General features: G+C 67.3%; 1 tRNA gene. It reads left to right on the top strand.

Features of this window, described 5'->3' with window-relative positions:
- Window positions 1–58 precede the first annotated feature (58 nt).
- Window positions 59–139: transfer RNA gene (locus tag KDL01_RS42100), tRNA-Tyr, on the top strand.
- The last annotated feature ends 301 nt before the right edge of the window (window positions 140–440 follow it).

Consider the following 440-nt stretch of genomic DNA (forward strand, 5'->3'; position numbering starts at 1 on the left):
AAGCACCCCCCGCCATGAGGTAATCTTTCCGAGGTCGCCCGTAGGGGCCGATCACCCAGGCAGGTTGCCCGAGCGGCCAATGGGAGCGGACTGTAAATCCGTCGCGTAAGCTACGAAGGTTCGAATCCTTCACCTGCCACAGCAGCGAGTACGGCCCCCGAACTGCGGAAACGCAGACCGGGGGCCGACTGCTTTTTCTCAATGTGTTGCATTGAGAACCGCCGTGGCTCAGCCGGCGCTCTCAGGACGCTCTCGCGTCGGCGGCGGGGATCGCGGGGACTCGCAGGTCATCGGGGACCGCTTCGTCGAGTGCGGCGGCGACGGCGGCGATGGCGGGGTGGGTGGCGGCGCCGGTGCGGAAGGCGATGTGGGTGTGGCGGAAGGCGGGCAGGCGGGTGAGGGTCGTTCCCGCGGGCGGGTCGATGGCTGTCTCTTATACA

The sequence above is a fragment of the Actinospica durhamensis genome (assembly GCF_018139695.1).
Lineage (GTDB): Bacteria > Actinomycetota > Actinomycetes > Streptomycetales > Catenulisporaceae > Actinospica > Actinospica durhamensis.